Raw genomic sequence first — 22,116 nt, 5'->3', positions numbered from 1 at the left:
GGCTTAGTTTACCTAATCTATTCAAGCAATGAAACCAACATTTTATCGTGATTTTAGGTTAAATAAGGTCCTTTGAATTATCATGAGACTATGTCTTTATGGTATCCTGAATATTGGAACCGCATCCATCATCCTCATGATAGGGGTATTGAGTGATAATTTTTCGTTATTTAACCAAAGAAGTGTTTTTGACTTTAGTTGCATTAACCGCAATTTTAATGCTGATTTTTATGAGCAACCAGTTTGTTCAATATTTGAATCGAGCTGCTTCAGGAAATATACCTGGAGTGATTATTATGAAGTTAATGATGTTGGAAATGCCCAATTTGATGGGATTGCTTCTGCCGTTAGGATTTTATATTGCAGTACTTTTGGCATACGGTCGATTGTATGCGGAAAGCGAAATGACCGTGATGGTTGCTTGCGGTTATGGCCCGAATCAGCTGTTAAAACACAGTTTTATCATGGCTCTTGTTGTGGCAATTATAGTTGCCGGAGTTATGGTGTTTGCAAGTCCTTTGATTGCTACCGAACGAGCGAAGCTGCTGAGATCAACCGGAATAAAAACTTTAATTCAAACCATTATGCCGGGACGATTCCATGCCATTAACGGCGGTCAGCAAGTGTTTTATGTTCAATCAATGAATCGTGAACATACCAAAGCAGAACAGGTATTTCTGGCAAAAAATTCAGTTAAGGACGGCAGGATTCAATGGGATATACTCTGGGCAGATAAAGCATTCGCTGAAATGGACCCTGATACTGGTGAGGAATACATCGTTTTACAGAATGGAAAAGAATATCAGGGAATACCGGGACATGCTGACTATCAGGTGGCTCGATTTGCTGATTATAAATCACGGCTACCTCATCCAATAGTACGAATCAATGAAGACATTCGAACAGCTAAAACCGCCAGTTTATTACCATTTAATAATCCCGATCGGGAGAAAGCGGCGGAGCTTCAGTGGCGATTATCCATTCCTGTGATGGTTCTAACGTTAACATTCGTGGCTGTTCCTTTAAGTCGGGTTAGCCCTCGAACAGGTAAATACGCAAAACTACTGCCTGCTATTGTTATTTATATTTTATATGCCAATTTTATGTTTGTTGCTCGTGATGCGATAGTGTCTGGAAAAATACCGTTATGGATAGGCATGAGTTGGATTCATCTTGCAGTGTTTCTTTTGGGGCTGTTTTTAATCTGGCGTAATCAAGTGAAATTGGCATAATTATGAAATTAATTGATCGTTATATTGCTAAAACGGTTCTCTCGGCGATAGGCTTGGTTACTCTGATGCTGGCGGGATTACAAGTATTTATTTTGTTTGTTAATCAGCTTGATGAGTTGGGGCGTGTGGACTATGGAATTGCCCAAGCTGCAGTTTTTGTCTTCTTGCAAATGCCCTATCAAGTGTATCTGTTCTTTCCTATGGCCAGCCTGTTGGGTTGTCTGATAGGTTTGGGCCTTATGGCCAGTCATAGTGAGTTGGTCGTCATGCGCGCGGCTGGTGTATCTATTGGACAAATAACTGCAGGTGTATTAAAAGCATCTATAGTTGTTGTGATTTTGGTTACTGTCTTAGGTGAAGTATTAACGCCAATGATGTCGCATTATGCCAATGATTATAAAATGGCAGCAATAAGTGGCGGTCAAACATTAAGAACGCCAAAAGGAATATGGTTGCGTTATGGTAATGATTTTATATCCATATCGTCAGTCCAGCCCGATAACGTATTAGAGAATGTATACCAATTCCGATTTGACGAGCAGCATCATTTGCTGCTTGCCCGAGAAATGAGGGAAGTACGATATGCCAACCATTTCTGGATGGCTTATGATGTGACTCAAACTGAATTTGCTGCAGATCATACCAAGGCCAGTCGATTGGTTTCGCTCCCTTGGGATATTCCGGTTAAACCACAAATATTGGAAATTACAGGTTCCAATCCTGATGAAATGACGCTGCATGAATTGAACCGTTATTTGCGTGAACAAAAGCGTAGCCAGCAAAATGCGCAAAATTACAAGATTGCCTTTCTGCAAAGAATCATTCAACCGCTAACCACTATGGTGATGATGTTATTGGCAATTCCTTTTATTTTTGGTCCTCTCCGTTCTTCTACGATGGGCTCCAAATTATTGGTTGGAGCAACTGTGGGATTTGCATTTCACATTCTGAATCAATTTTTTGGACCGGTGAGTCTGGTATTCCAATTGCCCCCGGAAATCGCGGCCTTAGGACCTACTGCTATTTTTGCCTTGATTGGATTTTATTTAATGAGGCGAGTGAAATAATGGCGTTATTCAGGCATTTGATTGAATTGCTCATTAATCCTTTTTTTCTGTGTTTGGTGTTATTGGGAATCTGTGCCTATTGGCTTTGGTTTCGTTCTCATCTTCTGTTTGTTCGTAGAGTTCTGTTTTTAGTGCTACTGGTCCTGATCGTAATCAGTACGGGGTGGTTGCCACGATACATGACGTATGTTCTGGAGTCGCGGTACCCATTGGTGACTGAAGCCGATCCCAAAGTTCGGTGGGTTGTTGTTTTAAGTGGTGGTCAAACTCAGGCTCCCGGGTTTCCTCCTAATGATGTATTGTCCTCTGCGAGTATGAAGCGGTTGATTGAAGGGATAAGATTGTTGAGAACATTGCCCGATGCGAAGCTGATTTTGTCGGGTGGCGGATCTGCAGGCGATCAACCCGAAGCATTGCTTTTGGCAGAATTAGCTCACTGGTTTTCCATCCCGGATCATAAAGTGGTTTTGGAAACTCACTCCATTAACACGGCAGATCAGGCTCGAGAATTAGTACCTCTTGTCAATCAGGACCCTTTTTATTTGGTAACCTCTTCGGTTCATATGCCTCGAGCAATGGCTTTATGTCAAAAACAAGGTCTTCACCCCATCGCAGCACCTACTGACTTTACTTTTTTCTGGAGTACCGACAGTTGGGGCAAATTGATTATTCCTAATGCATACAATCTGGCCTATTTTTCCATTGCCTTGCATGAGGTATTGGGAAGTATTTGGGCTTTCAAATTTAAGGGGCAATGACATGCCCCAAAGATTATGGAACGATTGAATAATGTCAAAGACAGTATCAGATTCGGTATCTTGTTTCAGCAATGGCAGTATGTTCACTGGTTAGCTGGAGAGGATCATCCAGCTGATAATCATAAATCGTATCGTCTTCTTTATGTGGGCTCGAATGTGCAAACATTCCGCTGATGCTGGCTGCTCCCTTGTTTTCTTGTGGAATATGCCTTAATCCTATATGAGCAATGGGTGATTTTTGTATTGCTTCACGGAGTTGTTCGAATAAATGAACAGGCAATTTCCCTAATAAATTGTTATGAAGGTACAATTCTTTTAAATGAGGGAGGGCAATTAATTTAAGGATGCATTGAAATTTTTGTGGATTAAGGCAGCAGGATTTTAGAGATGTCTTATTAAGGCTCAAGGAGGTGAGCGATTGATTGTGCTCTATCTTTGCAACAAATGCGCTCCAATATTGTTCACTCCATTGATCCAGATTGGCATGATCCAGGATTAATTGGGAAGATTTATTGACGCTATTCAAGAATACGGCCATTTCTTCTGACCCCATTTGACCTAATTCATTTTTTTCATAAGTCAATGAGCTGCTGACCGGTAGGGCATGTACTATTTTGTTTAATTCCGCCAAATTGGCTGCACCGGATGGCCCGTAAACAAAATTGCCAAAGATGGTTACCTCCGGCGCGAAGACTCGGATGCAAAATAACAAAATGGCTTGTTGCTCAGTGCTCAGTTGAGCTATGGTGTCCAAATCAGCGGTAAAGCGAATGGGATCATCGGGTTTTGTTATGGCTTCATAATGAAAAGTCGCGACAATTTGGGCCGGATAACTGATATGAAACAACATAGTCTCGATCGGTTCGTGTGGTGCATGCCGATAACATGCTTCGGTTAATGCATAAAGGAAATTTGAGCGTGTTTGCTGAGTTTTACAGGAGCTTAAGTATTTAACCGCAATAACAGACTCTTCTGTGCTTTCTCCTAAAAGAGTATTGGGGTGAGGTTGTTTCATGTAATACATAATGAGATCGCTAAGCGAGGCTAATTTATCTATTTCCTTGGATTGGGAATAGTTTAAAAATGCTTCGATAGCATGTTTACATTCTTCAAAACTGAATTTGTTGAAGGGGCCAGGCATAATTCTCTCCTTGAACGCTAGGTTCAGTGTACTTATTTATTATTATCTCGGCCAAAATGGGCTTATTTTTTGCGCTTCGATGCTCACATACTGATGTATGCTCCGCTTCAGTGCTCCAAAACAAACCCATTTTGACGCAAGCTAGCGTTAAGTGCACTGAGCCTAATGCTTTAAATCATTTAAAGTATTTTGATGCATTAATTAAATCGTACCAGAACGTACTGTTTAATATAATTAATCATGTCCAGACTATAATGATCCTTTATTAATATCAACCTGAATTCTTATTAGTATTGGCGGGGGTGCTTATACTGTTTGCCCCGCCGCCCAACCAGAGGACCAGGCCCATTGAAAATTATATCCTCCCAGCCAACCGGTTACATCCACTGCTTCACCTATAAAATACAGCCCTGCGACTTCATTTGCTTCCATCGTTTTTGACGATAGGGAATGACAATCAACCCCACCTATGGTGACTTCAGCAGTACGGTAACCCTCAGTTCCATTGGGTTTGACTATCCAGCTTTGAATCAAATGAGTTACAGACTCCAAATCCCTGTTTGACATTTCCGACAACTTTGTTTGTGCCTGATGTTTAGGAATAAATACTTCGACTACTCGTTTGGGTAAGAAATGGGACAATATGGAATTCAATTGCTTTTGTGGTGTTTCAACCCGAGCTTCTTTTAAGAGTTCAAGGAGCTCATGCTCTGGTACCATATTGATATGGATTGGTTCGCCAGGGTTCCAGTAGGAAGAGAGTTGTAAAATTGCTGGGCCGCTTAGTCCACGATGAGTAAATAAAACATGCTCACGAAATTGGTTTCGTTCATTTGATACTATGCTATCGACACCAATACCTGAAAGTACTGAAATTCGTTCCTTATCGTGTACATCTAGAGTAAACGGGACCAGCCCTGCGCGAGTTGGCCATACTTTTATGTTAAATTGCTCAGCCACCTTGTAGGCGAATGGACTGGCTCCCATGGTTGGGATGGACAGCCCGCCGCTGGCAATCACCAGAGAATGGCATTGAAAAGTTCCACGACTGGTATTTACCTTAAAACACCGGTCACCCGTTTTTTGTATTTTTTCAATAGAAGTATTTAAATGAATTTCGGCTTTGAATTGCTCGCATTCTGAAAGCAACATGTCCACAATATCTTTTGATTTATTGTCGCAAAATAATTGCCCCAAGGTTTTTTCATGAAATGGGATGTTGTGTTTTTTTACCAGATTTATAAAATCCCATTGGGTGTACCGTGACAGAGCCGATTTGAAAAAATGTGGATTGTTTGAGCAATATTTGTCTGGCTCAATGTAATAATTGGTAAAATTACAGCGTCCCCCTCCTGACATTAATATTTTTTTCCCTGCTTTATTCGCATGATCCAGGACAATGACGCGGCGTGAACGTTTACTGGCTTCAATGGCGCACATTAAGCCGGCTGCACCAGCGCCTATAATGATGACATCTATTTCTTGCATTTCAGGATTGCACTCGTTAAATACCAGCAGGTGAACCGTATGAATTTAAGCTTGGGCTGTATGGGTTCTTTAAGTGGAGTACCAGTCAAATTTAACGCATAATGTATCATTTTATAATCCGTGAATCCATAAATAATCCGATTATAACGAAGTGCCAATGACTCAGGCGGGAGAGTTGTTTCTGAATGGAATAGGCTTGAATGCTTGAACTCGTGGATCGGTTGACAGTGATGAGGGGTTCTGTATGAGCTCGGATTTTTGTTGACGGGACTTTTTCTTAATTTCACGCTCCAGTTTCATCGCGAAAGATTTATCTCCATCTATTATCCAGCATTGAGCAATATGGAGTGGTTTAAAGCTACGGGTATATTTACATCCGCCAGTGCCGTTCACATGGGATAAAAAACGTTTTTCCAGATTATCAGTATATCCAGTGTAATAACATTGATTGTCACAGAGAAGGATATAAACCCAATAATCTTTTTTAGACATCTACTCAACCTTAATCTATTCTTTAAACAGAATGTTTGGCTTCAATCAATGATACCTTTTGAAACGTGATCGTATTTTATTATAGAAAGGCTACACTGCCTATTCTTAGTAGATAATTCGTTGTTGTGACATAGGAATATTAAACAATGGGATTTACTGAAAAGGAGTTTGGTATGAATATTTCATTTATCGGTCTGGGTAAAATGGGTTCGGCAATGGTCGAGCGCCTGTTGCATGCAGGTTATTCTGTTACCGTATATAACAGAACCCCCTCAAAAGCCCTGCCGCTTGTTAAATTGGGTGCCAGATATGCTGACTCCCTCATTCAAGCGGTACAAGATGCCGATGTGGTGATGAGTTGTTTGTTACATGATCAGGCGGTTCTTGATATGGTTCATGATTCTGTGCACCATTTTAAACCAAAAGCAATTCATGTGTGTTTGTCAACAATATTACCTGATACATCAGTACTGCTTAAAGAATTGCATGAAGCAAATAACAGTCATTTTGTTTCAGCTGCAGTTCTGGGCATACCTAAAGTAGTTCAAAAGGGTGGGGTTACTGCTTATTGTGCCGGGGCTGATAAAAATCTGGAAGTCATTATTCCTTTACTCAAATCTTTTTCAACTGAAGTCATATGTCTTGGGGATAATATTAAAGCAGCAAATACAATGAAAATATGTCTCAATTACAGTTTGGCAACAGCACTGGAGCTTATTAGCGAATTGTATGTCTTTGCAGAAAAAAGTGGTCTTGAAAGTGAATTTGTAAAAATGAGCCTACACCAGATTTATGGCCATCCTGCGTTCCAACTTTATGTTGATAAGATTCAGGAGCGTAATTTTGATGAAGTGAATTTTGACATGATAGGTGGAAACAAGGACATCACTATTTTCCAGGAGGCCTTCGCCCGGGCTGGTGTGGTACCTGAATTAGGAAACGTGATTAGATCCCGATTTATTTCTGCATTAGCGAATGGAATGGCGCATAAAGACTGGAGTGGCATCTATGAAGTCATCAGAGAACAATCGGGGTTGGCTGAATAAGTGACCAGCACTTGATTAAATCTGCACCTCTCTTCAGTTTCGCAATTAACATGCCCGCATCAAATCAAGAATGATGCGGGTTGGTTATTGGGGATTATTTCAATATCGTTCCATCCTCGACCCTCAATAATTTGGGTTCTGTCAGCATTGGTTATCTGCTTAAAACATTGGCTAAACAATTAAAGTGCATGGATAATTGTGTAACTTGCTGACATAATATGGCAGCAAGTTACAACTGAATAAGGTATGCCCTTGTCCCGTACAGACCGATTATTTGAGTTAATCCAGATTTTGCGCCGGCATCGATATCCAGTGAGAGGCGCAAATCTGGCCGAAGAGTTAGGAGTAAGCCTGCGAACTCTTTATCGTGATATTGCTACCTTACAGGCGCAAGGCGCCAGCATTGATGGAGAACCAGGATTAGGATACGTGTTACGCCCCGGATTTATGTTGCCGCCATTAATGTTTTCAGAGGATGAAATCGAAGCTTTGGTTCTCGGTTCTCGATGGGTTGCGAAACGCACGGACAGCCAATTAAGTTCGGCAGCAAAGAATGCTTTGGCCAAGATAGCTGCTGTACTTCCTGACGATTTAAGACATCAGCTGGATGCCTCCGGTTTATTGGTGGGCCCAGCCAGTAGCCTTTCAGCAGGTGATGATGAGTTGGCGACGATCAGAAAGGTGATACGGGGCGAGGGTAAATTGTTAATCTCCTATAAAGACAATAGTGAACAATTAAGCGAGCGAATTATCTGGCCTTTTGCTTTGGGTTTTTTTGAACAGGTTCGTATAGTCGTTGCCTGGTGTGAACTTCGACAGGAATTTCGTCATTTTCGAACGGATAGAATCATTAAGCTAACCCGTTTAGATATTCGTTATCCCGCCAGACGCCAAACGCTTTTGAAAAAATGGCGTGAGCAACAAGGTATTCCCGTTCAATAATCCATCAATCATTACTGACATATTCTGTCATTAATATCTCGTACACTGGGTTAATAACTCCCAATCTTTTGATGCAAGGAATTATTAGTTCAGTCATTTAGTTTATCTAAATACCTTTATTTACTTTCCTTTTATCCCTTGATTCGGGGGAGCTTTAACCACATCAGGAGTGTTTTTCATGAGTCAAAATTGGTTGGCAGTAGCTTCGGCTGAGCATGTGCGTCGTGGTCGCGAATCAGGATTTATGCAGGTTTGTCATGGTAAGAAAGCACCGTTAAAGCGAGTTCATCCGGGTGATACCGTTCTTTATTATTCGCCTACAGTCAGTTTTGGTGGAGCAGATAAACTTCAGGCCTTTACTGCTATAGGAACAGTAGCGAACGGAGAGGTCTATCAAGTTGATATGGGTAATGGATTTTATCCCTTCAGACGGGATGTTGACTGGTATAAGGCTACAGAGGCATTTATTGCTCCCTATCTGGATGAACTTGAATGGACCCGGGAACGAAGAAATTGGGGATATCAACTGCGATTTGGATTGTTATTAATCAGTAATCACGATGTGAAGCTGATTGCTCAGGCGATGAATGTTGAGTTTAATTTTTAGGCATCAAAATTAGGGCCTGTTGACAGTTCATTTATATGCCCCTACTTCTCGCGCTTTATGCGCGTAATGTAGGCTTTGGGCGCAATGGTTAACAGACCCTGGTTCAGGTTATGTATTGTTTTGTTATCAGGAGAAGTAGGATGATTAATGAAGAACCGAGAAGGGTGGAAGTCGATGGTTTCAAGGTGGCCGGTTTCAGTGTGCGCACTAAAAACAGCGATGAGTTCAACCCTGAAAAGGCCAGGTTACCGTTACTGTGGGAGCAGTTTTTTTCTTCCGGACTTGCTCAAACAATTTCCCATCGTTTAGAAAATGAACCGATTTTCGGAGTGTATTCACATTATGAATCGGATGAAATGGGCCACTATAACGTAACTGCTGGTCTTGACAGTTCAAATGAGACCAATGCTTTGGAGTTAAACCAGGTTGAGGTAATGAAAGGATGCTATCTTGTTTTTGAATCTCAGGGCGCCTTTCCAGACTGTGTTGTTCAGACCTGGGAGCGTATATGGACTTATTTTCAACATAATGATTTATATAAACGAGCCTTTCAAAGTGATTTTGAACTGTATTCAGGTCCAAATCAAATTGCAATTTACATTGGCATTTGTTCGAGAGAGGATCTGAAATGACGGTCCTGCCTGATGGAGTGGCCTAAATTTGAAATTTCCCTGTTTCGGTCTAATATAGTGTAAACAGAGAACAATTATCTCAAAAGATGGAATTCATGATGAATGAACTGGATATTTTGCACTTATTTTACGATGAAATGAAAGAGCACAGTGTGACGCGCGATAAAATTTTTCTAAGCATTGATCAACAGGCTGTGGACAAATTATCGCTAAAGAGAGGCACCCAAATTTCGTTAGAGGCAGCGCATAAATTAACCGATATTTGCATTGCCAATGAATGGCTGGAACGTACAACAGCGGATACTCATTACAAATATTTATCGTTGACTGAAGCAGGCTTACAGACGGTTCTCTTGAGTGAGTACAGTAAAGTGAGATGATGAATTTGCTCAAAATAGGACATAGTTTGAGAAATTAACTGAAAGAGTGTTAGATAAGGGTATAATCTTTAGGCAAAACTCGGTAAAATAGATCACTTTATTCTTTTTTTTGTTGCCACTATGCCAAAACGAACTGATATTAAATCGATCCTGATTCTTGGAGCCGGTCCCATTGTTATTGGACAAGCATGTGAGTTTGATTACTCAGGTACTCAAGCAGTGCGTGCTTTGAAGGAAGAAGGGTATCGGGTGATATTGGTTAATTCAAATCCAGCAACCATCATGACGGATCCTGAGCTTGCTGATGCGACTTATATAGAGCCTGTGCGCTGGAAAGAAGTTGAAAAAATAATTGAGAAAGAACGACCTGATGCTTTATTACCCACTATGGGCGGGCAAACCGCATTGAATTGTGCTCTGGATTTGGTACGAGAAGGAGTCTTAGCCAAATACTCTGTTGAAATGATCGGCGCTACACGAGAAGCAATTGACAAAGCAGAGGATAGAGAAAAGTTTCGTCAGCTGATGATAAAAATCGGCCTGGATATGCCCCGCTCTGCTATTGCCCACAGTTTGGAGGAAGCCATTCAGGTTCAGGCGCGTTTAGGTTTCCCTGCTATTATTCGTCCTTCATTTACCATGGGCGGCAGTGGCGGTGGGATTGCTTATAATCGTGAAGAATTTGAAGAAATATGTACCCGAGGCCTGGAGCTTTCTCCAACGCATGAGTTGCTGATTGATGAATCCGTTCTCGGTTGGAAAGAATATGAAATGGAAGTGGTCCGCGATAAAAAGGACAACTGCATCATTGTATGTACCATAGAAAACCTTGATCCTATGGGGGTGCATACTGGTGACTCGATTACGGTCGCTCCAGCTCAGACACTTACCGATAAAGAATATCAACGTATGAGGGATGCCGCAATAAAAGTATTGAGGGCAGTTGGTGTGGATACCGGCGGATCCAACGTACAATTTGCAATAAATCCAGAAGATGGGCGCATGCTTGTTGTCGAAATGAACCCCAGGGTATCACGAAGTTCTGCACTGGCTTCGAAGGCAACCGGGTTTCCAATCGCCAAAGTGGCTGCCAAATTAGCTGTTGGTTATACTCTTGATGAATTAAAAAACGAAATAACAGGCGGTAAAACTCCTGCGTCCTTCGAGCCGAGTATTGATTATGTCGTAACCAAAATCCCACGGTTTAATTTTGATAAGTTCCCGCAAACTCCCAATACTTTAACTACGCAAATGAAATCTGTGGGCGAGGTGATGGCAATAGGTTCCAATTTCCAGGAATCGTTACAAAAAGCCATTCGCGGTTTGGAAATAGGACGATGCGGTTTACATTCACTATTTCAAAAAGGAGATATGGCCAGGCTACGAGGACATCTGCGTGAGCCTACTCCTGATCGACTTTGGTATATCGCAGACGCATTCCGTCAAAAGCTTTCTCTTGAAGAGATTCATATGGAAAGCCGTGTTGATCCCTGGTTTTTGGCACAGATTGAAGAGCTGGTTCAATTAGAGCGTTCTGTTTTTGGAAAATCCATTCATGAGTTGGATAAAGCAACCCTTGGATTATTAAAGCATCGCGGATTTGCTGATGCCTACTTGGCCAAATTAATGTATTGCTCCGAAGCACAGGTCAGGGCACGTCGTGTTGAATTAGGTGTTATTCCTGTTTATAAGCGGATCGATTCTTGTGCTGGTGAGTTTCCCAGTGATACAGCTTACTTATACTCCTGCTATGCAGGCAGTTGTGAAGCTCGTCCAGAAAGCAATAAGAAAAAAATTATGATTCTCGGTGGAGGCCCCAATCGCATAGGACAGGGTATCGAATTTGATTATTGCTGTGTACATGCCGCTATGTCTTTGCGAGAGGCGGGTTATCAAACGATTATGGTTAACTGTAATCCTGAAACCGTGTCTACTGATTTTGATACTTCGGATCGCCTGTATTTTGAACCAGTAACCCTTGAAGATGTTCTATCCATAGTGGATGTGGAACAACCAGATGGTGTTGTCGTGCATTACGGTGGACAAACTCCGCTAAAACTGGCTAGAGATCTTGAAGCCAACGGGGTAAAAATCATTGGAACTTCTCCTGATGCCATTGATATGGCAGAAGATAGAGAACGATTTCAGCAGCTCGTTAATGAATTAAAGCTGCATCAGCCGGATAACGGCACTGTACGAAGTGAAGCTGAGGCTGTTGAATTGGCCAATCGTATTGGCTATCCATTGGTTGTACGGCCTTCTTATGTTCTTGGGGGCAGAGCTATGGAGATTGTCTATCATGAAGATGATCTGCGCCACTATTTATCGCATGCTGTCGCCGTTTCTAATGATTCCCCAGTTTTACTGGATAAATTTCTAAATGATGCCATAGAAGTTGATATTGATGCGGTCTGCGACGGCAAAGAGGTATTAATTGGCGCCATAATGGAACACATAGAACAGGCAGGCATTCATTCAGGTGATTCTGCCTGTACTTTGCCACCGTTTAGTATCAGTGTGGTTGTGCAGCAAGATTTAATGGAACAAATGCGGCAAATGGCTCTAAAATTGGGAGTAGTTGGTTTGATTAACGCTCAATTTGCGATTCAGGCAGATGATATTTATGTTTTGGAAGTGAATCCCAGGGCTTCAAGAACAGTACCCTTTGTTTCCAAGGCTACAGGATTACCCTTAGCTAAAATTGCCGCATTGTGTAAAGTGGGTATTAGTCTGAAAGAGCAGGGTTTAACACAAAATCATCATATGCCTTCGTTTTATTCAATTAAATTACCTGTGTTTCCATTTATAAAATTTTCTGGAGTCGATTCCATCCTGGGCCCAGAAATGAAATCAACTGGTGAGGTAATGGGTATTGCCAAGCGTTTTGGTCAGGCTTATGCTAAAGCGCAGCTGGGAGCCGGTTGTAACATAGCTAAACGACGCCGTGCTTTTGTTTCTGTTCGAGATGCGGATAAAACCCGCGTGGGGGAGATAGCTAAACGATTAATTGAATTGGGATTTGAAATTATAGCTACACGTGGTACGGCTTTGGCGCTGCAAGCAGCAGGCGTAGACTGCCGGCGAGTTTTTAAAGTCGCCGAAGGCAGACCGCATGTGTTGGATTTTATAAAGAATAATGAAATTGATTTTATTGTGAATACAACTGAAGGCAAGCAAGCCATTGCGGATTCATTTGCTATTCGACGCAATGCGTTACAGCATAAGGTTAGTTATACTACGACATTATCAGGAGCCGAGGCTGCTTGTCTGGCGATGAAATATGAAGATAGGGAAACAGTAACTCGATTACAGGATTTACATTAGAGGTGGATATGAGTAAACATCCTATGACAGTACAAGGTGCTGAAGCACTTAAAGAAGAATTACAACGTTTAAAATTCGTCGATCGTCCTCGTATCGTTGAGGCTATTGCAACTGCCAGGGCTCATGGTGATTTGAAAGAAAATGCGGAATATCATGCGGCTCGCGAACAGCAAAGTTTTAATGAGGGACGAATTCAGGATCTTGAAGCTAAATTATCGCATGCGCAGATTATTGATATCAGCAAATTACCCAACAATGGGAAAGTTGTATTTGGGGCAACAGTGACCATATGCCATCTGGCAACCGATGCTGAATTAACGTACCAAATAGTTGGCGAAGATGAGGCCGATATCAAATTAAATAAAATATCCTACAGTTCCCCAATTGGTCGTGCTTTGATCGGTAAAGAGTTGGATGACACAGTGACTGTGAATACTCCAGGGGGAATGGTGGATTATGAGATCATTGATGTTAAATATTGTTAGTTCCCGTAGATAATATCTCCTATGGTCACCTGAAAAAATGATCCATTGATTGCTTTTAAATCGTGGATCATTTTATTGCAATCTAAACGATGCTTCGTACAAATCTTAAATGCTTTAGTTCTTCGGTTTTATACGTTGTTTAAATTTTTTGCAATTAAGGGTTGATTTGCACCTGTTCAGAGGTTGTTGTAATGCCTGATGAAGTGGCTAGAAAACGATTGGAAAGTGAACTCGATAAATTAAATCTGAATATACCTTCATCTGTTTTTCAATACGAAATGAATCGTGAACGGGCGGTAGAATTTTTAAAAAATAATTCTTCGGTACCATTTATTGTTCGCAACTCGAGCATTAATGGATATTTTGTCTTTGATATACCCAGCGAAGACAGACAGAGTTTCAAACATTCTTTAGTTTTACCTCCCAAATCAGATGAGGACGAATTTAAATTATGCAACTATTTTAAAACAACGATTACAGAAGCCTGTTCGCTAAAGGATTATTTTGAACTTGTCTGGGATCCTCTTCACAAGATAATCCGAGCACCTGAAAGGTTGATTTGGCAACAGTTCAAACGTTTAAATCAACAGAATCAGGTCAGAACAGTTGCGGTAATGAGCATCCAAAGTCTTGATAACGAAAAAATCGCACTAACAGCTGAACAAGTACAGAGTTATGCGGAAAGTAAGCCTGGTTTACAGTATTCAGGTGATGGGCATACTGGATTTGCAATGGCTGTTGCGCTTAGGTCTCCATTTCTGGTTTTACGATCAAAGGATAATCGTGAAGCAGCAAATAAGATATTAAAAAATCATATTGGTGATAATGGGTTAATCGTTATTACTGGTCATGGGAATCAAGCAGGTCATGGAGTGAGTGGAAACTATATTAGTTTACAATCGCAGGAAGACATCATCTCGATTAATCCAAAAATAAATCGCAGCCCTCATGAAATTGCTAGTTCCGCCATGGAGTCTGGTCTAAAAATGGGTAATAGCGTTACTATTTTATTGTGTATTTGCTACGGTGCTTTTAACCGTCAAGGAAAGGGTAGCAGTTTTGCTTATAGATTAGTACGTGAGTTTGCGAAGCGGGGAGTCAGTACGACAATTTTGGCCACTGATCAGCTCTTTAATCGTTTTGGTTTAAATGCGATTGTTGATAATAAAATCACCTTTGATGAAGGGACAGGGATGGCTGCAAAAGATGTACATGTTATTACAGCCAAGGTACATCACCCTGAGTTACATCCAGTAATTAACGTATTTAAGCCCAATGAGACCATTCAACTATCTGGCAATGGTATTGACTTTCTAAATCCCAACCCATCTCAACCGATGACGCTCAGTGAGACAATGCGGCAACGAGATGAACGTATGCTTGAGCACCAGGGTAGCCAAAAACAGGTTGAAGAGCATTTTTTGTCAAGACACTCTGTCCCAGAGCATTCTATTGAAGCTAAAGGCGTACGAAAAGGAAATACTACCCCGATTCGAGAACAATCACCACAAGAGAAAAGATTTAATCAGCATCTTCAACTGCTTTTCAATAAAGGCGTGAATTTAAAATGTCGTCGGGACAGAATCAATCCACTTCAGCAGCAGGGCGTTTTTCATGCTTTGAATGAAGCTTATGGTGCAGTACTAAACCTGCATCACGCGTTAAAAACAGATGGAGATGAATATTTCAGTCATCCCACAATAGAAACGTACAGAACTTTTAAAAAGAACTGTGATCGCCAAATAATTGATGCGCGTAAAATTTTGGATAAACACAGAGGGTGGTCTGAATTTTTGATTAATCTGGCTATTGGAATTATCTCTGTGGGCTTGGGATTGATTGTCAAAGGGGGGATTAACCTGGCTCTTAATCGCTCCTTCTTTTATGTGCATCCAACCGATTCCTCTAAAAAACTGGATGAAATTGAGGCGTTGATTGATAAAGCAAAGCCATAAACCGAGTTAATTATCTGGTCGGCGAGCACTGCCCAGGGCAGTGCTCTATTCATGAAACAAGCAGCAGTATTCAATCTGATTAAGGTTGATATACTTCTTGCTGGATTCCACCAACAACCCATTCTTTACTGTTTGTGAATTGATAAAAATGCCAGATTTCATCAAGTGGCGCGATTGCTTCATCATTTTCTTTGATTGATCCTGTAAACCGAACGCTGGCAATTGTAGACAGCGTTTGTTTTGAGACATCAAGTAGTTCAGCATTGAGATTAATGACTTCTGTTTTATTAGGTTCGTCACCGCGCTCTTCAAGTTGCATTTTTATTTCAGCGAACACTTCAGGAGTAGTGAAGGATTGAATATCTTGAAGGTTTTTTGCATCATACGCAGCCTGTAGGCGAATAAAATTAACTTTGGCATTACGTAAAAAGCTTTCAGAAACAAAGTCGACAGAATTTGAGGTGAAATGAGAGCTGTTACTACTGCTGTCTGAATTAGGTTGAGTAAAATGATTAAACGAACTCTGCCTGAATGCATTGGATTGAGACGATTGTAACCCTGGCTGCATTCTTCTGCGTAAAAAACTGATTGCAAAAAAGATCACTGAACCGAGTATTAACCAGGTCATCAGTCCATTCGCAAGACCATGCCCCATGAACAGGCTGGCTAAAAGTCCCCCAACTAAAAGTCCACCTAACATACCTCCCCATTTGCTTTTATTGGCTTTTTGTCCTATTGAAGCCGTATTTTGTGGTTTATGGGATGAAAAAAGGCTGCTTTGTGACCGTTGTACACCAAAACTTCTTCCGCCGCCAAAGCGTTTTGCTGACGCCTCATTAATGACCAGTCCGAAAGACAGTAATGCAATTAAGAAATATGAAAGAAAATGACGCATTTTATTACACCCTAAATGTAGTACGGACTGTCATTATATCCGAACACAAACAAACTTGCTCGTGCTCTGTTGGGTGTTTGATTGTTCATGAATGAATAGCCTGAAAACTCTATTATATTGCGAAAATTGCATTCTTATTATTGGTTGCATTTAGTTTTGCTCTTGATATGATGCTAGAGAATTAACTATAGGGATATTATTTATGAATAAATTGATTAATTTAGCTGTTTTGTCGTTATCTACTTCACTGGCCTTTGCCAGCCAGGTGAGTCTAAAGGGTGAAGTTGATGTGAATATCACCCCTAAAAATCTTAGCGGTGTTACTAAAACTCTGAAATTCAAACTGCCAAAATACGAACTGTCAGCGAATGCAAAATCCTATTTACATGATCAATTGTCACAATATCCCAAAAATGCTGTACCCTCTGCATCTTTTGCTTCTGAATTACCAAGAAAAGTTAATGTAGGAATGCAATTAACTCCAGTATTGGATCAGGGCTACCATGGAAGTTGTGTTACTTTTGCCGTCACTGCCGCGCTGGATGCTACTTTGGGTGCAGGTGATTACATCAGCCAATTATGCAGCCTGGAATTAGGAAGTTATTTAGCCATTCATGACAAGGCTCAAGCCAGTGGATGGAATGGTTCTTATGGATCATGGGTTCTACAACAAATTTCTGATTACGGCATCATCAGCAAAAACCATCAAAAATTAAACGGCTGTGCCGGTGTTAAAGAGTATCCATTACAAGAAGAAACCAATGAAGGCAAGCCAATGTCTGATAGTGAATTTTTGGCTCATAGTATTCCAGTATCCAATCTCATTAGTTGGGAAGCTCTTTTACAGGATGAAGAGTCATTTTCTGCTAAAAGAGATATGAATGACATTGTGTTCCAAATTAAAGAAGAACTGGCTAAAGGTAATCGCCTGACTGTTGGTATGTTGTTGGATGTTTATGTGGGTGATGCCGGGGCTGTTGGAACTAACCGTGCTTATAATGACACCTGGATGTTAACTCCTGAAATTGTGACAGATGCCATGAATGGAAACATTTATGCAGGTCACGAATTGGTTATCACTGGATATGATGATGATCTTGAAGTAACCGATAACGAGGGTCATGTGAATCGCGGTGTGTTTACTCTACGTAACTCCTGGTCAAAACTAGCTGGAGATCAAGGCGATTATTATGTTACTTACGATTACGTCAAGTTCCTGGCTATGGAAGTAATGGCTGTACGTTTAAAAGCTAAAAACGCTTAGAGAGTAGTACTTTAGAATGACAGGTCCCTCGCCAAGGCGAGGGATCTTTGATTATTGGGTTAGGGCAGGTAGTAAAACGGATTGGGTAATTTAAATCCTTTTTTTGCATAGCCACCACGAATATCACTGTATTGATCACCAATAGTAGCAATGATTGTATACCCTTGTTTGGTTATATCTTCTCGTGCTTTCGATTTAAACGGTATAATCGAAGAGTGTGAGTAGTTTTTGGGGCGTAGATAAAGGCCTGCCCAATGTTTATAACCGGCTTTAGTCAGATTAATTTGTGTGGCATTACGCTCTGATTCATGTCGGCCCGTAACAAAAAATACTTTTATGCCCTGTTTTAACGCAGTATTGTATAGAGCTAACATTGGTTTGATGACCTTGGCATTTGCAGCCATAATTTCTTGATGTATCTCTTCTTTGGTCCCAACAAAATCACGAGTGACCATTTTATCGTAATTGGACAGACTGGTTTCATCTATATCAAGCACCAACGCCAGTTTATTGGATGATTTATTGTTTTTGTGAAGTTTCACCTGTTCAACAATGTATTGTTGTGCTTGTTTTATTTTATTTTCCAAATCTTTGTAATAAAGTCCAGAGTCATGGTAATTGACTACATCTTTTCTGACCAGGCTGAGGTTTGGCGGTTCTGAAAATATAGGTGTTGAATACAACAGGGTTAGACATAGGGTTAATATTATTCTGGGTAACACATTGAACTGATGTTTCATTGTCCATCCATAAATTAGCAGAATGACGCATTATATAATGATAATACTGTTTGTCAATTGCTCATCTTGTCTTTCGTTGCTGCAATTATTGAAATTCCACAAGCTCTCAAATAGTCATACCTTCTAACCTCGGTTATAATGGTCAATAATTTATTATTTTTGCAATCGCCATGCATTTGAAACAACTAAAGTTAGCTGGTTTTAAATCGTTCGTAGATCCCACGGTTGTTCATTTTCCTAGTCAACTTGTAGCCGTAGTTGGGCCAAATGGCTGCGGCAAATCAAATATTATCGATGCGGTACGATGGGTCATGGGAGAGAGCTCGGCAAAAAATTTACGTGGTGAATCCATGATCGATGTGATCTTCAATGGATCTACAAATCGTAAATCTGTAGGCCAGGCCTCCGTTGAGTTGATTTTTGATAACAGTTTGGGGCGATTAACGGGGCCGTTTGCCAGTTATGGCGAGATTGCTGTAAAGCGGATTGTGACCCGTGATGGTGATTCGTCTTATTATTTAAATGGCAGCAAATGCCGAAGAAAGGATATCACCGATATTTTTTTGGGCACCGGAGCTGGCGCAAAGGGATATTCGATTATTGGTCAGGGAACCATTTCTCGTTTGATTGAAGCAAAACCTGAAGAATTAAGGGCGTTTCTTGAAGAGGCAGCAGGTGTATCAAAATATAAGGAACGACGACGCGAAACCTTACAGCGTATTGAACACACGCGTGAGAATTTGACGCGAGTTGCCGATATCAGAGAAGAACTGGATAAGCAATTACAACGTTTGGAGCGTCAGGCCAAAGCAGCGGAACGCTACACTGTACTGAAGGAAGAGGAACAATTGTGCCGGGCTGAAATACTGGCGCTCAGATGGCAGGAATTCACAGAACAACAATTAATCAAACAGCGTGAACTTCATGATTGGGCGGTTCGTTACGAGGAACAACAAAGTCTATTAACCGGATCGAATAAAGAACGCACCCTGTTAAATGAACAATTACACGATGCCAACGAGCAGTCCCAACAGATTCAGGAAACCTTTTACCATTTAGGTACTGAAATAGCACGCCTCGAAGAAACCCTACAGCAGAAAGAGCGAGATAAAAAGCGTCTTGAGCAGGACAGGCAACAAATGCAGGAGGATTGGCAGATTGCTGAAGGCCAATTAAAAAGAGATAAAGAAGAATTACTCAATTGCCAGCAAAGTGCTCAGAATCTTCAGATTGATTTAGAGCAGTTAAAGAGTGAATTTAAAGAGAAGGATCTGGAGCTGCAGGATGCTCAACAGCAACAAAAGCAATGGGAACATCGCTGGCAAGAAGTTCAAAACAATACCAATACAATAAAAAGTGAATTAAAGGTAACCCAGCTCAATTTACAACATTTGGAACAAAGGCGTCAGCAAACCCAGCTTCGCTTGGAAAAGCTGGAGTCGGAACGAAGCTCTATTTCCCTTGAGAATTTGCAGGAATGCAAACGTGATTTGGAACACAAGCAAATAAAATTGAAAGAAACGCAATTGTTTGATGAAGAACAATTAAGATTGGGTAACGAACAAATCAATCAGCATCGTATCCATTTGCAGGAAACAGAACAGCAATTGCATCAGCTACAGGATGAATTTCATCGTTTAAATAGTGAGCATGCTGCTTTAATTGCCACTCAAAAAGCAGCAAGACAAGCCAACAGGACAAATAAGGAAGGCATTAAGGCCTGGACAGACAAATCCAGATTAATGGATATTCTTCAAGTTGAACCGCAGTGGCAATCGGTTTGTGAAATGGTGCTGGGAGAGGACCTGCACGCTTATGTTTTAGATGATTTTGACGAATTATGGCCCCAGTGGTCTGATTGTGCCCGTTTGGGGGAAAGTATCGTAACCCTGAATACCGTGTCGGCTAAGCAAAATCCTCATTCCCGATTGTCTGATAAAGTTAAAGGTATGGTTCCCGCTTCACTCAATAATCTGTATTCAATTTATACTGTAGAACATTTGGAGGAAGCGCGGAATTTGTTGCCAGAGCTGCTGGAACATGAATCTGTAGTAACCGTTAACGGATTTTGGTTAGGGAAGGGTTGGGTCAAACTGGTCAATCCTGGTGAGCAGGATGAAATGGGACTGCTCGCCCGACAGCAAAGAATTGCTGAACTGGCAGTCATTGTTGATGAATTGCAGCAAAAGATTGAATCCATCAGGTTGCTTCGCGATCAGTGTCATGCCCAGTTGCAACAAAGTTTAAATTATCTTGAGGTGTATCAGTTGAATCTTAAAGCCAGCAATGAAGCTTTAAGATTAAATATCTCGGCATTAGACGGAAATGAACAGGCGATACAACATGCTCAACGGCTGATGACCAATATAGCTGAGGAAGTTGACGAGTTATTGGTATTGGTTGAAGATTTGGCAACAGAGCAATTAGGACTTAATGAACAATTAATTTATTTGGAAAATCAATATCAAAGCGCGGAACAACAACAGCTTCAGGTTATTGAAGAAAAACAAGCCTGGCTGGATTCAGTGACAGAGCAGAAGAAGCACGTTGATGAATTGCGCAACATGTTGCATCAAACCGAATTGGAATACGATAGAGAAATTACCAAAATACAGCAGGTTACTGATCGCATTAACAGAGAGCAGGAACGCCTGGATGTATTGCAGGAACGATTAGAGCATTTAGCTATGTTGTGTTTGCAATCTGCTGAGCCCGATGCCGAATTGCAAGAGCAATTAGCTGAGCAATTAATGAAGCATGGTGAGGTTGAGTCGCAATTAACTTTAAGTCGTGAGCGAGTGGCTCAAATCAGAATGGAATTGGATGCGCTGGAGAAATCGACACAAAATCATGATCTGGAGGTCAAACGGATACAGGATGTTATTGGGCAAACCCGTATGGATGAACAGGCTTTATCGGTACGTGCGAGCTCGGTTCAGGAGTCACTTGATGAGCTTGGTTTGCAGGCCCAGCTTCTTTTGGAGCACATACCGCCAGGAACGACGCAAAGTATGCGTGAAGATGAATTGATCGCTATTACTGAACGCATCAAACGACTTGGGGCTATTAACCTGGCTGCAATTGAGGAATTTGCCACGGAACAGCAGAGAAAACTCTATCTGGATGAACAGCATGATGATTTAAGTGAAGCTTTGGTCACTTTGGAAACGGCCATTGAAAAAATGGATAAAGAAACCCGTTTACGTCTTGAAAATACTTTTGATGAAGTGAATACTTCTTTTAAGGCTCTTTTTCCTCGATTATTTGGAGGAGGAAGGGCGCAGCTTGAATTAACTTGTGATAATCTGTTGGAAGCGGGCATTGTCGTAATGGCTCAACCCCCCGGAAAACGAAACAGTACGATCCATTTGTTATCCGGTGGAGAGAAAGCGATGACTGCTGTTGCATTAGTGTTTGCAATATTTCAGCTGAATCCTTCACCATTTTGTATGTTAGATGAAGTGGATGCACCATTAGATGACGTTAATGTGGGGCGATTTTGCGATTTAGTGAAAGAGATGTCACAATTCGTACAATTCTTGTTTATTACACATAATAAGGTAACTATGGAATTGGCAGATCATTTAATTGGGGTAACTATGCGTGAGCCTGGAGTGTCGCGTTTGGTTGCGGTAGACGTGAAAAACGCTTTGACTATGGAGTAAATT

18 protein-coding genes are annotated in these 22,116 nt (G+C 41.1%); 13 read left to right on the top strand and 5 right to left on the bottom strand.

What is annotated here, in order from left to right:
• The first annotated feature begins 152 nt into the window (after positions 1-152).
• Genes lptF through ELY21_RS02680 form a run of 3 tightly spaced genes read left to right on the top strand, consistent with a single transcriptional unit; the run spans position 153 to position 3,057 of the window.
• Complete coding sequence (gene lptF / locus ELY21_RS02690) at positions 153-1,232, top strand: LPS export ABC transporter permease LptF (protein ID WP_127106649.1); 1,080 nt, start codon at positions 153-155, stop codon at positions 1,230-1,232.
• A gap of 2 nt (positions 1,233-1,234) precedes the next feature.
• Complete coding sequence (gene lptG, locus ELY21_RS02685) at positions 1,235-2,299, top strand: LPS export ABC transporter permease LptG (RefSeq protein ID WP_370272444.1); 1,065 nt, start codon at positions 1,235-1,237, stop codon at positions 2,297-2,299.
• Positions 2,299-3,057 (top strand): YdcF family protein, encoded by a 759-nt coding sequence (locus tag ELY21_RS02680; protein ID WP_127106645.1) that lies wholly within the window; start codon positions 2,299-2,301, stop codon positions 3,055-3,057. Before lptG ends, ELY21_RS02680 begins: the two co-directional genes overlap by 1 nt.
• A gap of 46 nt (positions 3,058-3,103) precedes the next feature.
• On the opposite strand, the gene ELY21_RS02675 is transcribed toward ELY21_RS02680, so the two are convergent.
• The 3 genes from ELY21_RS02675 to ELY21_RS02665 form a co-directional block, all read right to left on the bottom strand.
• The gene (locus ELY21_RS02675) at positions 3,104-4,198 is read right to left on the bottom strand and encodes a leucine-rich repeat domain-containing protein (protein WP_127106643.1); all 1,095 of its coding nucleotides are present in this window, start codon (positions 4,196-4,198) and stop codon (positions 3,104-3,106) included.
• A 306-nt stretch (positions 4,199-4,504) separates the two neighbouring features.
• The gene (locus ELY21_RS02670; RefSeq protein ID WP_127106641.1) at positions 4,505-5,686 is read right to left on the bottom strand and encodes an NAD(P)/FAD-dependent oxidoreductase; all 1,182 of its coding nucleotides are present in this window, start codon (positions 5,684-5,686) and stop codon (positions 4,505-4,507) included.
• Positions 5,687-5,848: 162 nt separating this feature from the next.
• On the bottom strand, positions 5,849-6,178 hold the full coding sequence (locus ELY21_RS02665) for a GIY-YIG nuclease family protein (RefSeq protein ID WP_127106639.1): 330 nt from the start codon (positions 6,176-6,178) through the stop codon (positions 5,849-5,851).
• Positions 6,179-6,351: 173 nt separating this feature from the next.
• On the opposite strand from ELY21_RS02665, the gene ELY21_RS02660 reads away from it, so the two are divergent.
• The 8 genes from ELY21_RS02660 (at position 6,352) to ELY21_RS02625 (ending at position 15,549) form a co-directional block, all read left to right on the top strand.
• Complete coding sequence (locus ELY21_RS02660) at positions 6,352-7,224, top strand: NAD(P)-dependent oxidoreductase (RefSeq protein WP_127106637.1); 873 nt, start codon at positions 6,352-6,354, stop codon at positions 7,222-7,224.
• A 252-nt stretch (positions 7,225-7,476) separates the two neighbouring features.
• Positions 7,477-8,166, top strand: a complete 690-nt coding sequence (locus ELY21_RS02655; protein WP_127106635.1) for a YafY family protein — start codon at positions 7,477-7,479, stop codon at positions 8,164-8,166.
• Between the two features lie 178 nt (positions 8,167-8,344).
• Positions 8,345-8,773 (top strand): EVE domain-containing protein, encoded by a 429-nt coding sequence (locus ELY21_RS02650; RefSeq protein ID WP_127106633.1) that lies wholly within the window; start codon positions 8,345-8,347, stop codon positions 8,771-8,773.
• Positions 8,774-8,913: 140 nt separating this feature from the next.
• Entirely contained in the window at positions 8,914-9,405 is a 492-nt protein-coding gene (locus ELY21_RS02645) for a GyrI-like domain-containing protein (RefSeq protein WP_127106631.1), read from the top strand.
• A gap of 98 nt (positions 9,406-9,503) precedes the next feature.
• Positions 9,504-9,785, top strand: coding sequence for a hypothetical protein (locus ELY21_RS02640; protein ID WP_127106818.1), 282 nt, complete (start codon positions 9,504-9,506; stop codon positions 9,783-9,785).
• A 120-nt stretch (positions 9,786-9,905) separates the two neighbouring features.
• Positions 9,906-13,109 carry a carbamoyl-phosphate synthase large subunit gene (carB, locus tag ELY21_RS02635; protein WP_127106629.1) on the top strand — a complete coding sequence of 1,068 codons (3,204 nt, stop codon included), beginning with the start codon at positions 9,906-9,908 and terminating at the stop codon, positions 13,107-13,109.
• An 8-nt stretch (positions 13,110-13,117) separates the two neighbouring features.
• Positions 13,118-13,594 carry a transcription elongation factor GreA gene (greA, locus tag ELY21_RS02630; RefSeq protein ID WP_028383167.1) on the top strand — a complete coding sequence of 159 codons (477 nt, stop codon included), beginning with the start codon at positions 13,118-13,120 and terminating at the stop codon, positions 13,592-13,594.
• A gap of 191 nt (positions 13,595-13,785) precedes the next feature.
• On the top strand, positions 13,786-15,549 hold the full coding sequence (locus tag ELY21_RS02625; RefSeq protein ID WP_127106627.1) for a hypothetical protein: 1,764 nt from the start codon (positions 13,786-13,788) through the stop codon (positions 15,547-15,549).
• A gap of 79 nt (positions 15,550-15,628) precedes the next feature.
• On the opposite strand, the gene ELY21_RS02620 is transcribed toward ELY21_RS02625, so the two are convergent.
• Positions 15,629-16,444: a Tim44 domain-containing protein gene (locus ELY21_RS02620; RefSeq protein WP_127106625.1), complete on the bottom strand. Its 816-nt coding sequence runs from the start codon at positions 16,442-16,444 to the stop codon at positions 15,629-15,631.
• A gap of 202 nt (positions 16,445-16,646) precedes the next feature.
• Between ELY21_RS02620 and ELY21_RS02615 the strand changes: the two genes are divergently transcribed.
• Positions 16,647-17,708, top strand: coding sequence for a C1 family peptidase (locus ELY21_RS02615; RefSeq protein ID WP_127106623.1), 1,062 nt, complete (start codon positions 16,647-16,649; stop codon positions 17,706-17,708).
• Positions 17,709-17,767: 59 nt separating this feature from the next.
• On the opposite strand, the gene ELY21_RS02610 is transcribed toward ELY21_RS02615, so the two are convergent.
• Positions 17,768-18,448 (bottom strand): HAD family acid phosphatase, encoded by a 681-nt coding sequence (locus tag ELY21_RS02610; protein WP_127106621.1) that lies wholly within the window; start codon positions 18,446-18,448, stop codon positions 17,768-17,770.
• A 170-nt stretch (positions 18,449-18,618) separates the two neighbouring features.
• Between ELY21_RS02610 and smc the strand changes: the two genes are divergently transcribed.
• Complete coding sequence (gene smc / locus ELY21_RS02605; RefSeq protein ID WP_127106619.1) at positions 18,619-22,113, top strand: chromosome segregation protein SMC; 3,495 nt, start codon at positions 18,619-18,621, stop codon at positions 22,111-22,113.
• Positions 22,114-22,116 lie beyond the last annotated feature (3 nt).

Origin of the sequence: Legionella sp. km535 (genome assembly GCF_003990085.1) — a bacterium.
GTDB lineage: Bacteria > Pseudomonadota > Gammaproteobacteria > Legionellales > Legionellaceae > Legionella > Legionella moravica.
Note: the sequence above shows the minus strand (reverse complement) of the source record. Positions and strands in the feature narration are given on the sequence as shown.